At 60.3% G+C, this 12,084-nt stretch carries 13 protein-coding genes; 8 read left to right on the top strand and 5 right to left on the bottom strand.

Translation table 11 applies throughout. The features are described from left to right. Both Q1A63_RS04155 and murJ read left to right on the top strand, forming a co-directional pair. Complete coding sequence (locus tag Q1A63_RS04155; protein WP_298969470.1) at positions 1-2,778, top strand: [protein-PII] uridylyltransferase; 2,778 nt, start codon at positions 1-3, stop codon at positions 2,776-2,778. Further along, positions 2,775-4,319: a murein biosynthesis integral membrane protein MurJ gene (gene murJ, locus Q1A63_RS04150; RefSeq protein WP_299630766.1), complete on the top strand. Its 1,545-nt coding sequence runs from the start codon at positions 2,775-2,777 to the stop codon at positions 4,317-4,319. Before Q1A63_RS04155 ends, murJ begins: the two co-directional genes overlap by 4 nt. A gap of 9 nt (positions 4,320-4,328) precedes the next feature. Here murJ and Q1A63_RS04145 read toward each other — a convergent pair whose 3' ends face one another. Then, positions 4,329-5,015 carry a rhomboid family intramembrane serine protease gene (locus Q1A63_RS04145; protein ID WP_298969468.1) on the bottom strand — a complete coding sequence of 229 codons (687 nt, stop codon included), beginning with the start codon at positions 5,013-5,015 and terminating at the stop codon, positions 4,329-4,331. A 77-nt stretch (positions 5,016-5,092) separates the two neighbouring features. Between Q1A63_RS04145 and trpS the strand changes: the two genes are divergently transcribed. Next, the gene (gene trpS / locus Q1A63_RS04140; protein ID WP_298969467.1) at positions 5,093-6,109 is read left to right on the top strand and encodes a tryptophan--tRNA ligase; all 1,017 of its coding nucleotides are present in this window, start codon (positions 5,093-5,095) and stop codon (positions 6,107-6,109) included. 5 nt (positions 6,110-6,114) lie between these two features. Here the strand turns inward: trpS and Q1A63_RS04135 are convergent, their stop codons facing one another. Then, complete coding sequence (locus tag Q1A63_RS04135; RefSeq protein WP_298969466.1) at positions 6,115-6,636, bottom strand: hypothetical protein; 522 nt, start codon at positions 6,634-6,636, stop codon at positions 6,115-6,117. A 194-nt stretch (positions 6,637-6,830) separates the two neighbouring features. On the opposite strand from Q1A63_RS04135, the gene Q1A63_RS04130 reads away from it, so the two are divergent. The 4 genes from Q1A63_RS04130 (at position 6,831) to Q1A63_RS04115 (ending at position 9,804) form a co-directional block, all read left to right on the top strand. Next, complete coding sequence (locus Q1A63_RS04130) at positions 6,831-7,310, top strand: VOC family protein (protein ID WP_299630763.1); 480 nt, start codon at positions 6,831-6,833, stop codon at positions 7,308-7,310. A 98-nt stretch (positions 7,311-7,408) separates the two neighbouring features. Continuing rightward, positions 7,409-8,509, top strand: coding sequence for a class II histone deacetylase (locus Q1A63_RS04125; protein WP_299630761.1), 1,101 nt, complete (start codon positions 7,409-7,411; stop codon positions 8,507-8,509). 18 nt (positions 8,510-8,527) lie between these two features. Further along, complete coding sequence (locus tag Q1A63_RS04120) at positions 8,528-9,106, top strand: nitroreductase (RefSeq protein WP_299630759.1); 579 nt, start codon at positions 8,528-8,530, stop codon at positions 9,104-9,106. After that, the gene (locus tag Q1A63_RS04115) at positions 9,103-9,804 is read left to right on the top strand and encodes an EI24 domain-containing protein (protein WP_299630757.1); all 702 of its coding nucleotides are present in this window, start codon (positions 9,103-9,105) and stop codon (positions 9,802-9,804) included. Before Q1A63_RS04120 ends, Q1A63_RS04115 begins: the two co-directional genes overlap by 4 nt. Here Q1A63_RS04115 and Q1A63_RS04110 read toward each other — a convergent pair. Both Q1A63_RS04110 and mce read right to left on the bottom strand, forming a co-directional pair. Then, complete coding sequence (locus tag Q1A63_RS04110; protein WP_298969461.1) at positions 9,758-10,054, bottom strand: DUF1467 family protein; 297 nt, start codon at positions 10,052-10,054, stop codon at positions 9,758-9,760. The genes Q1A63_RS04115 and Q1A63_RS04110 overlap by 47 nt on opposite strands. A gap of 22 nt (positions 10,055-10,076) precedes the next feature. Beyond that, positions 10,077-10,481, bottom strand: a complete 405-nt coding sequence (mce, locus tag Q1A63_RS04105; RefSeq protein WP_299503452.1) for a methylmalonyl-CoA epimerase — start codon at positions 10,479-10,481, stop codon at positions 10,077-10,079. Between the two features lie 148 nt (positions 10,482-10,629). Here mce and Q1A63_RS04100 point away from each other — a divergent pair, with 148 nt between their 5' ends. Then, on the top strand, positions 10,630-11,349 hold the full coding sequence (locus tag Q1A63_RS04100) for a response regulator (protein ID WP_299630754.1): 720 nt from the start codon (positions 10,630-10,632) through the stop codon (positions 11,347-11,349). On the opposite strand, the gene Q1A63_RS04095 is transcribed toward Q1A63_RS04100, so the two are convergent. Further along, positions 11,346-12,071, bottom strand: a complete 726-nt coding sequence (locus Q1A63_RS04095; protein WP_298969458.1) for a GNAT family protein — start codon at positions 12,069-12,071, stop codon at positions 11,346-11,348. The genes Q1A63_RS04100 and Q1A63_RS04095 overlap by 4 nt on opposite strands. Positions 12,072-12,084: the final 13 nt, after the last annotated feature.

The raw sequence follows: 12,084 nt of genomic DNA, 5'->3' as shown, positions 1-12,084 counted from the left end.
ATGTCGCTTTCCGCTCAGCAGGTTGACGCCCCCCAAACGGCGGCGTTGATCTGCGCCCCATCGTTGATCTTCGATCATGCGCGTTTTGCCCGGGACTTGACCGAGGCGATTGCGGATCTGCACACAGCTGGTGATATCCGCACAGCGGTCGTTGCTCTTTTGCGGAAGCGGCAAAAAGACGGGCGGGCGCAGATTGCCAAGGCATTTGCCGAACACCCCTTTGATGCCCGCCCGATGACGCGGGCCTATACCTATCTGACGGATCATCTGGTGAAGGCCGCCCTTCACGTCGCACAAAACGTGCTGCACCCAAAACCAAACCCCACCGCCAGCGAACATCTGGCCGTCATCGCCGTGGGCGGGTATGGGCGCGGCGAGATGGCGCCGTTTTCCGATGTCGATCTGCTGTTTCTGACGCCCTACAAGATCACCGCCTGGGCGGAGAGCGTCATCGAATCCATGCTCTACATCCTGTGGGACCTGAAGCTGAAGGTTGGGCATGCTAGTCGGACGATCAAGGAATGCCTGCGCCTGGGTGCAGAGGATTTCACGATCAGGACCGCGATGCTGGAACAACGCTTTCTGGCCGGGGATGCCGCACTGGCAGATAATCTGGCGCACCAGCTGCGCAAGGATCTCTTTTCCGGCTCGGGACGCGAGTTCATCGAAGCCAAACTGGCCGAACGCGAAACCCGCCATGTCAAACACGGGCAGCGTTATGTGGTTGAGCCGAATGTGAAGGAAGGCAAGGGCGGGCTGCGCGATCTGCAGTCGCTGTTCTGGATCGCCAAATATGTGCACAGCGTCAACGATGCCGCGGATCTCGTTGGGCTGGGGGTTTTCACCGAAGACGAGTTTCGGGGATTTGTCGCCGCCGAAGATTTCCTCTGGGCCGTGCGCGGACATCTGCACCTGATCAACAACCGCGCCTCTGAACAGCTGACCTTTGACATGCAGGTCATGGTCGCCGAGGCCATGGGGTATGAGGACACGAAAGGGCGCCGCGCCGTCGAGATTTTCATGCAGGAGTTCTTTTTGCATGCCACCGAAGTTGGCGATCTGACGCGCATCTTCCTGACCAAGCTGGAGGCCGATCACGTCAAGGCCGAGCCCATTCTGGAGCGGATTTTCCGCCGTCGGCCCAAGATGAAGCCGGGGTACGTCGTTGTGCGCAACCGGATCGGCGTGCAGGATGATCAGGCATTTCTGTCGGACAAACTGAACCTTCTACGCCTCTTTGAAGAAGCGCTGCGGACGGGCATGCTGATCCACCCCGACGCGATGCGGCTGATCAAATCCAACCTGCATCTGATCGACGACGAGATGCGCACCAACCCCGAAGCACGGCGGCTATTCTATGACCTGCTGCTGAAACACGGCAATCCCGAGCGCGCGCTGCGCCGGATGAACGAATTGGGCGTGCTCTCTGCTTTCGTGCCGGAATTCGAACCGATCGTCGCGATGATGCAGTTCAACATGTACCACAGCTACACCGTGGATGAGCACATCATCCAGTGCATCAAGAACCTGGCCCAGATCGAACGCGGCGAATTGGAAGAAGACCTGCCCGTTGCCTCATCGATCCTGAAACGGGGTGTCGACCGCAAGGTGCTCTACACAGCGCTGCTCATTCATGACATCGCCAAAGGGCGGCCCGAGGATCATTCCATCCTGGGCGCGCAGATGGCGCGCAAGATCGCCCCGCGTCTGGGTTTGAACCAGGCGGATACCGATACCGTCGAATGGCTGGTGCGCTATCACCTGCTGATGTCGGATATGGCGCAGAAACGCGATATCGCCGACCCGCGCACGGTGCGCGATTTTGCCAAGGCCGTACAGACCGTGAAACGGCTGGATCTGCTCTGCGTGCTGACGGTTTGTGACATCCGCGGCGTCGGCCCCAACACCTGGAACAACTGGAAAGCGGTGCTGATCCGCGCGCTCTATCGCCAGACCAAGCGCGCGTTGGAGACCGGTCTCGAAGATCTCAACCGCGAAAACCGCGGTGCCGAGGCAAAACGCGCGCTGCGCGATGCGCTCAGCGATTGGCCCCGCAGGGAATTGCAAAAGGAAACCGCGCGCCATTACGATCCCTATTGGCAGGCCCTGCACGTTACCGCCCATGTCACCTTTGCCAAAATGCTGCGGGATGTGAAGGACGACGAGATCCTGATCGACCTGCATCCCGATGAGGATCGCGACGCCACCCGCGCCTGTTTTGTCATGGCCGATCACCCGGGTATCTTTGCCCGTCTGGCCGGGGCGCTGGCGCTTGTGGGCGCAAATGTGGTCGACGCGCGCAGCTATACCACCAAGGACGGCATGGTCACGGATGCCTATTGGATCCAGGACGCCGAAGGAAACCCCTATGACGCCGCGCGCCTGCCGCGCTTGCGCCAGATGATCGAAAAGACCCTGCGCGGCGAGGTGGTGGCCCGCGACGCGCTGAAATCCCGCGACAAGGTCAAGAAACGCGAACGCGCTTTCAAGGTGCCCACGCATATCACCTTCGACAACGAAGGCTCGGAAATCTACACGATCATCGAGGTCGATACCCGCGACCGCCCCGGTCTGCTCTATGATCTGGCGCGCACATTGGCGGCGGCCAATGTCTATATCGCCAATGCCGTCATCGCGACCTATGGCGAGCAGGTGGTGGACACCTTCTACGTCAAGGACATGTTCGGGTTGAAATACTACGCCGAGAGCAAACAACGCTCGCTGGAGAAGAAGCTGCGGCAAGCCATCGATGAAGGTGTCGAAAGGGCCAAGGAGTGACGCCCATCCGCCTGATGTCCGGCTTTTTCACCGTGGGCGGCTGGACCTTGATGAGCCGTGTGCTTGGCTTTGTCCGCGACGCGATGATCCTCGCCTATCTCGGCACGGGACCGCTTTATCAGGCCTATGTCGTGGCCTTCCGCCTGCCCAATATGTTCCGCCGGTTCTTTGCCGAAGGCGCGTTCAACATGGCTTTCGTGCCGATGTTCTCCAAGCGTCTTGAAGGAGAGCAGGACCCAGATGGCTTTGCCTCCGACGCCTTTGCCGGGTTGGCCACGGTCCTGATCATACTGACCCTGCTGGCGATGGCCGCCATGCCCTGGTTGATCTATGGGCTGGCCTCCGGCTTTGCCGGGCAGGAACAATTCGGCCTTTCGGTGGAATTCGGCCGCATCGCCTTTCCCTACATCCTGTTCATTTCGCTGGCAGCGCTCCTGTCGGGGATGCTCAATGCCGCCGGTCGGTTTGCCGCCGCCGCCGCGGCGCCGGTTCTGCTCAACATCCTGCTGGTCAGCGCCATGGCGGGTGCCGCCTGGATCGGGGGGGACATTGCGCGCGCGCTGGTCTGGGCCATCCCGGTGGCGGGCGTCGTGCAATTCGCGCTGCTGTGGATCGCCGCGCGGCGGGCCGGGTTTGCTCTGAAACTCAAACGCCCCCGGCTGACGCCCGACATGCGTCGGCTGATCAAGGTCGCGATCCCGGCCGCCCTGGCCGGTGGCGTGGTGCAGGTCAATCTGCTGGTCGGCCAACAGGTCGCCAGCTATTTTGACAAGGCCGTGGGCTGGCTCTTTGCCGCCGACCGGCTCTACCAATTGCCCCTTGGCGTGGTCGGGATTGCAGTTGGTGTGGTGCTGTTACCAGACCTGTCCCGCAGGCTGCAGGCCCGCGACGAAGCCGGTGCCAAAACCGCGCTCAGCCGCGCTGCCGAGGTGTCGCTGGCCCTGACGATCCCGGCTGCTGTGGCCTTGGTGATCGTGCCCTTCCCGCTGGTCTCGGTCCTTTTTGAACGCGGGGCCGCGACGGTGGATGACACAGCCGCCATCGCCGTGGCGGTCGCCATCTACGGCCTTGGCCTGCCCGCTTTCGTGTTGCAGAAAATCCTGCAACCGGTTTTTTTTGCCCGCGAGGACACCCGCCGCCCGTTTCACTACGCGGTTGTGTCGATGGTGGTGAATGCGGCGCTGGCGATTGGTCTGGCCCCGGTCATCGGGTGGATCGCGCCCGCGATTGCCACCACAGTCGCCGCCTGGTTGATGGTGGCGCTGTTGCGCGTCGGCGCGCGGCAATATGGCGACGTTGCGCGTTTCGATGGGCGTTTCCACAGCCGCATTTGGCGCATGGTGATCGCCTCTGCGGTGATGGGACTGGCCCTGTGGTGGGCCAATGTCGCGCTCAGCCCGTTTCTGGGGTTGGATTGGTGGCGGGCACTGGCCCTGGTCGTGCTGATCGCCATCGGCATGATCAGCTATTTCGGGGTCGCCCATCTGATTGGCGCGATCAAAATATCGGAAGTACGTCAGGCTTTGGGCCGGTCACGCTGAGCGTCGCGGTCAATCGCGGCGCATGGCGGCCAGCACGCGGGCAATCCCGCCCGGCACCAAGGCAGCAGACGCGCCGAAGCCGAAGGTGAACCCAGCGAGATCAGCGACCCAACCGTTGCCAACATCAAAGAAGACGCCCCAGATCAGCTGTAATCCCATCAACATCGCGATCAGGGTGAAAGCGCGCAATTGCTGCTCACCCTTGGCCCCGAGGCTTTGCCACATGACAAAGGAATAGCCTCCGATCAGCCCGTAGACGGCGGGAAAGCCGCCCACCAGCCAGGTCTGGTCGTTCAACAGCAGCCCATAGATCAGAGCGCCGAAAATCGCGCTGCCGAAAAACAGCACAAGCACAGCAGCCTGCCCCATGACCTCGCCCACCAGCTTGCCCAAAGCGAGCAGGAAGACGATGGCAAAGAGCGTGGAGGTAAAACTTGTGTGCACAAACGAATAGGTCAAAAACCGCAAAAGATGTTCGGGCAGCCAGCGCCCGTTGCTCACCATCCAGTCGAAGATGTCGCCTGAAAAGGCATAAGTCTGCACCGCAGACAGCCGCCAGCCCACCGCCTCTGCGCCGCCCAGCAGACCCTTGGCGCCAAGGCTGAAAGCGGCCTCCGGCAGGGCCATCGCCAGAAACAGAATCACCACCACGGGCGGCAGCGGATTGACGGGCGAGGCTTCTTTGTGGTCCTGCATTGGCTCATTCCTTGACGATGCTCTGACCCATGGGTAAGCCAGCGCAAACTGCTTTTCCAGCACGAACGGAGACCGACATGACAACCCCGACTTTTACGCCACGTGTCTTTTCCGGCATTCAGCCGTCGGGCGGGCTGACGCTGGGCAATTATCTGGGGGCGATCAAGCGTTTCGTGCAGATGCAGGACGCTGGAATGCCCACGGTTTATTGCATGGTCGACCTGCATGCGATCACCGTCTGGCAGGATCCGAGCGATCTGCAGCACAACACGCGCGAACTGGCTGCGGGGTTCATCGCCAGCGGGATCAGCCCGGAAAAATCGATCCTGATCAACCAAAGCCAGGTGCCGGAGCATGCGCAGCTGGGGTGGATTTTTTCCTGCGTGGCGCGCATGGGCTGGATGCAGCGCATGACACAGTTCAAGGATAAGGCGGGCAAGAACACGCAGAACGTCTCGCTGGGCCTTTTTGGGTATCCGGCGCTGATGGCGGCCGACATTCTGGTCTATCACGCCACCCACGTGCCGGTGGGCGAGGACCAGAAGCAGCATCTTGAGCTGACCCGCGATATTGCGACCAAATTTAACCACGACTACGGCGTCGATTTCTTCCCGATCACGGAACCGGTGATCGAGGGGGCAGCGACGCGCGTGATGTCCCTGCGGGACGGGTCCAAGAAGATGTCGAAATCGGACCCCTCGGATGCCTCCCGGATCAACATGACCGATGACGCGGACACCATTGCCAAGAAGATCCGCAAGGCCAAAACTGATCCCGACGCCCTGCCGTCCGAAGCCGCAGGCCTGTCTGAGCGGCCCGAGGCGCGCAATCTGATCAACATCTACGCCGCACTCAGCGAACAACCCGTAGATGACGTTTTGCGCGAGGTTGGCGGTCAGCAGTTTGGTGCGTTCAAACCACTGCTGGCGGAACTGGCGGTCTCAAAGCTCTCGCCGATTTCAAGCGAGATGGCGCGTCTGATGGCGGATCCGGCAGAGATTGACCGCATCCTGGCCCGCGGCGCGCGGCAGGCACGCGAAATCACCGTGCCTATTCTGGAGAAAACCTACGAGATTGTCGGGATGGTCCGCTAAAGCGCCTAGAAAACGTCCAGCAGGGAGCTTTTGCGCGCCGCATCCGCGCGCATTTGCCATGCGTGCACCTCCTCCACGCTGGCCTTCGCCATTTTACGCCGCGCCTGTGACAGGCTTTGGCGCCCAAAGAGATACGATGACACGCTGAACGCGAAGAACGCATAGGCCAAAGCGGTGTAGACAGCGCTGCCGGTTGATTGGTCATCGAATGCCCCGATGCCTTGCAGAAACAGCAGCACAGCGAGACAGGCCGTCGTCAGGCTGCCCAATATCATCGCATGCAGGCGGCGCATCTTCCAAAGCGGCCGCAAGGTGGCAACGGGATTGTCAGATTTGGGAAAGTTATAAAGTGCATATCCAGCCGCCGTCCCGGTCAATCCGGCCAGAATCACGAAGAATTCCTTAGGAAAGAAGATCGCAACAAGTCCGATGACCAAGCCAAAGAGCGCGGCCAGCGCGTGGCGCGGCGACACGATTAGCCTTTGCAGGAAATCCTGCGACGTTAGAAAATTTGCAATGCGTGTCATGCAGTTATCACCCGTAGCCCAACGCATATGCTACCATAGGTGGCGGAATTTGTCTCGTTTTCCGTCCTAAAATGGCAAAACTTCGCCGACTGTTGCGTGCAGATGGCGCACAGTTGCTGCGCAAATGCGCATCTGGCGTGAAACTGTTCCCAAGATTATGTTCTCTTTATAATTTTAGATGACAGGAACAGGACATGTCTCACCCTCCTCATGCCAGCATCGGGCACGTACACCTGAAGGTCGCGGATCTTGATCGCGCCATTGCGTTTTACCGCGACATTCTCGGCTTTGACGTGACACAGCGGTACGGTGATCGCGCTGCGTTTCTGGGTGCCGGCGGGTATCACCACCACATCGGGCTGAACACCTGGCACAGCAAGGGTGGCGCCCCGGCACCGGATGGACATACCGGGCTTTATCATGCGGCTTTCCTCTATCCTGATCGCAAAAGCCTGGCTGCGGCGGTGAAACGCGTAGCGGATGCCGGTATCGCGCTCGAGGGTGCCGCGGATCATGGGGTCAGCGAGGCTGTCTACCTGCGCGACCCCGATGGCAATGGCGTCGAGCTTTACCGCGACCGTGTGCGCGAAGATTGGCCGCGCGATGGACAGGGCAATCTGGCGATGGTCAATGATCCGCTGGACGTACCCGCGTTATTGGCCGAGGCGGATTAGGCGCATCATCCGATGCGGCCCCTCATGACAGCACCGCATGGACAATCGCGCGGTGCTGCGGCACCTTCCCCGCGACACAGCATGGGGTGACCGCGATCATGGCAACCGGATTTTTCTGGGACGAAAAATGTTTCTGGCACGCGGGTGGAAACTATTCCTACACGCTGCCCATAGGCGGCCACGTCCAACCCCTTGCCGCCGGGGGGCTGCCGGAGAATCCGGAGACAAAAAGACGCCTGAAAAACCTGATGGATGTCACTGGGATTTCCACAGAACTTGACATGCGCAGCGCACCTGAGGCCAGTCGTGAGGCGCTTTTGCGGGTGCATCCGGACAGCTATCTTGATGAGTTCAAACGCCTCTCGGACGCAGGCGGTGGCGAATTGGGGCGGCGGACGCCCTTTGCTTCGGGCGGATACGAGATCGCGGCCCTGTCCGCGGGCCTGGCCGTGGCCGCCGTGGACGCGGTCCTGACGGGTGAATTGCAGAACGCCTATGCCCTGTCGCGTCCCCCCGGTCACCATTGCCTGCCGGATTTCCCCAATGGCTTCTGTCTGCTGGCCAACATCGCCATTGCCATTGAGGCGGCACAATCCAAGGGCATGGCGCAACGCGTTGTCGTGCTGGACTGGGATGTGCACCACGGCAATGGCACAGAGGCCATCTATTATGACCGCCATGATGTCTTGACGATCTCGCTGCATCAGGAAGGCAACTACCCGCTGGATACCGGCGCCATCGCGGACCGTGGCAAAGGTGCGGGTGAAGGGTATAACATTAACTTGCCCCTGCCCGCCGGGACCGGGCACAGCGCTTATCTGCATGCGATGGACACGATTGTGCTGCCGCAGATCGAAGCCTTCCAGCCGGACATCATCATCGTCGCCTGCGGATTTGACGCCAGCGCCATCGATCCGCTGGCCCGCATGCTGGCGACCGCGGAAACCTTCCGCCAGATGACGCAGCGGGTCAAAGACGCCGCCGAAAGCTTATGTGATGGTCGCCTCGTGCTGGTGCACGAAGGCGGTTATTCCGAGGTCTATGTGCCGTTCTGCGGTCATGCGACGCTCGAAGCGCTTTCCGGCAGCACCATCACCGCCCCCGACCCGCTCGGCCCAGCCCTCGACGTGCGACAGCCAGGTCCTCGATTTGACGCTTTTCTCAAGGGTGAAATCGACCATCTTGCAACGCTTCTTTGATCTTGAGGACCTGATCTCATGCCCACACCGAACCCCCAAGCTTTTGACTTTCTTAGCACGCGCAGGTCACGTCCGGCCAAAACGCTGACCACGCCGGTGCCCACCGCCGAAGAACTCACGCCCCTACTTCAGGCCGCAGCGCGCACGCCCGATCATGGCAAGCTCGAACCCTGGCGTTTCATCGTCATCGAAAAAGCGGCCATGGCGCGGCTGGCCGATATCGCCGAAGCCCGTGGAAAACAGCTTGGCCTTGCAGAAGAACAGGTCGATAAAGGCCGGGGTCAGTTCGATCAGGGCCATCTGGCGGTTGCTGTGATCGAAGTCCAGAAACCCTCCGAGAAAATCCCGCCGCTGGAGCAGACCTATTCCGCCGGGGCGGTCTGCCTTGCGCTTTTGAATGCAGCGCTTACATCGGGGTGGGGCGCAAACTGGCTCAGCGGCTGGCCCAGCCATGACCGGGGCTTCATGCAAGAGGCCCTGGGTCTCGACAACCATGAAAGGATCGCAGGTTTGATCCACATCGGCACTGAAACATCCACCCCGCCGGACCGGCCCAGACCCGATCTGGACAGCATTACAACCTGGATGCCCGAATGATTTTGACCGCCTTCTTTGCAGCGCTGGGGCAGATGACGGATCCGCGGTTTCGCCGTGTGCTGCTCATTGGGGTGGCTCTGACGCTGGCGTTGTTGATCGCGATTTCTGCAGTTTTCGTGTGGTTTCTGGGCGGTCTGGTCGGAGATCAGACATCCCTTCCCTTCATCGGCGAGGTGACCTGGCTCAATGATCTGGTCGGGTGGGGGTCTGCGGTTTTGCTGGCGATCTTGTCGACCTTCCTGATGGTGCCGGTCGCCTCGGCCATCACGTCGATGTTTTTGGATACCGTGGCGCAGGCCGTCGAAGACGAGCACTACCCCGCGCTGCCCAAGGCCACGCCGGTGCCCATCGGTGACGCCCTTCGGGATACCGTGAATTTCCTTGGCGTCTTGATCGGGGCCAACATTCTGGCACTTGTTCTGTATCTGATCTTCGCCCCGGCCGCGCCGCTGATCTTCTGGGCGTTGAACGGTTTCCTGCTGGGTCGTGAATATTTCACGCTGGCAGCCATAAGGCGCGTGGGTCGGGCAGAGGCCAAGATACTGCGTGCGCGTCACATGCCGACGATCTGGATCGCAGGGTTCCTAATGGCGATCCCGCTGTCAATCCCGCTCTTGAACCTGATCATTCCGATTCTGGGCGCGGCAACCTTTACCCACTTGTTTCACTTGCTTCAGCGGCAGGCGTCCCACGGTTGAACCAGTCCAGATCACGCACGGTGATCACTTCAAATACAATGATTGAGGTAATGATGATCCAGAGCACCACGCTGATCGCTGTGGTGATCCAGGCCTTTTTGCGCAGATTATGCACTTCGGGCGCGCCTGCATGTGTGCCCGGAACGATCTCGCCAAGGTCACCCTGGGTCTGAACACGGATGGGCAGGACGATGAGAAAGGTCATCGACCAGATCACCGCAAACAGCACCATTGCAGATGTAATGCCCATTACGTCCCCTCCCTATCCGGTGTCAGACCTGTTCCAGTTCCACCAGACAGCCATTGAAATCCTTGGGGTGCAGGAACAATACCGGCTTGCCATGCGCCCCGATCTTCGGCTCGCCCGTCCCCAGAACCCGTGCCCCGGTTTCCAGCAGATGGTCGCGCGCTGTCAAAATGTCGTCCACTTCATAGCAGACATGGTGGATGCCGCCCGAAGGGTTCTTGTCCAGAAACCCCTGAATCGGGCTGTTTTCGCCCAATGGGTATAGCAGTTCGATCTTGGTATTGGGCAGTTCGATAAAGATGACGGTGACGCCATGGTCCGGCTCATCCTGGGGTGCGCCGACATTTGCGCCTAAGGCGGTACGATATTGATCCGCCGCAGCCTCCAAGTCAGGAACAGCAATGGCGACATGGTTCAAACGGCCAATCATGGTACGGTCTCCCACCCAAGTTTCTGACTGCGCTTATGCTGTTATGGCCTGCGCGATGCAAGTGACGCACCGCCGCAGGCCCATTAACGCGCTGTTAGCCATATATGCGCCATGCTGAGTCGAAACCCGAGTCACCCCGGAGGCGATCATGGAAAAAACTGACCCCTTTGCCGCGACAATACCTGCGCCAACTGCCACGCGTCCTTTACTGGGCTTGACGGTATTGGTGATCGAAGACAGTCGATTTGCTTGCGAGGCGATGCGGTTGCTTTGCCTGCGCAGCGGGGCGCGTATCCGTCGCGCCGATTGCCTGCGCTCTGCGCGCCGCCATCTGCAGGTCTATCGCCCCTCGGTGGTCATTGTTGATCTTGGGTTGCCAGATGGAAATGGCGTGGATTTGATCGCCGAACTGACCCAAACCGAACCGCGTGTCGATGTCCTTCTGGGCACCTCCGGCGATCTTGATGGTGAAACACAGGCCCTTGCCGCGGGCGCCGACGGTTTTCTGGAAAAACCGATCACGTCACTGGCGGCGTTCCAACAAGCGGTGCTGTCCAATCTGCCCGCAGATCGCCAGCCCAGCGGGCTGCGCCAACTGCCGGATGAGGTCATTCATCCCGACCGCATGGCGTTCCAGGACGACATGGCCCATATCGCGGATGTTCTGGAAGATCCCGCCGATGATCAGGCGCTCGACTATGTTGCGCAATTTCTTGGGGGTGTCGCGCGGTCGGCGCAGGATGACGTGCTGGAAAAAGCGGCCAAGGCGTTGGCAAAACGACGCGCTGCAGGCGAACCGGCCAGCACGGAAACCGCCAAGATTGCTGGCCTCATTCAGGAACGGCTGACCCAAAAGCTCGCGATCTAGAGCGCGGGGTCACTCGCCGCCCTGACCAATCGGGTCAAATCGCCCAGCCGTTCGCGTTGCACGCCTTGCGCATCAAAATTCGACGGTGCCAGCCAGGCATCGAATGCTGCCCGCAGCGCTGGCCATTCACTGTCAATCATTGCGAACCACGCGGTGTCTCGATTGTGGCCTTTTGCAATGGTTGCTTGCCGAAAGACACCTTCAAAGCTGAAGCCATAGCGCTGTGCCGCTCTGCGCGAGCCAAGGTTCAAAGCATTGCATTTCCATTCATAACGCCGGTAGCCCTGCGAAAACGCCCAATCCATCATCAGGTACATCGCCTCGGTCGCAGCGCGCGTGCGTTGCAAGGCCGGGCTGTAATTGATGTGCCCAACTTCAATGGACCCGTTCGTTGGATCAATCCGCAGAAAACTCGCGACACCCTCCCAATTCCCGCTTTCGAGATTGCGGATGGCATAGAACAGTGTTGCCGGATCCTGCACCGTCTCACGCACCCAGCGATGATAGAGTGCCGAGGCGGAAAACGGACCGTAGGGCAAATAGTCCCAGACGTGGTCCTGCCCCTCGTATGACCGATAAAGCAACGCGGCATGCGTGTCCGCGTCCAACTTCTCCATGGCCACATAGTTACCTGCCATCGGCGCACCCAGGGGTGCCGCGGGCGGCGTCCAATCAGGAACCGGTGTTCCGAGGAAGGGTTGCGGGCGGTCGGACACAGTCATGCTCAGACGTTAG

Origin of the sequence: uncultured Roseobacter sp., from assembly GCF_947499265.1 — a bacterium.
Lineage (GTDB): Bacteria > Pseudomonadota > Alphaproteobacteria > Rhodobacterales > Rhodobacteraceae > Roseobacter.
The sequence above is the reverse complement of the archived record's forward strand: the minus strand, read 5'-3'. Positions and strand labels throughout refer to the sequence as shown.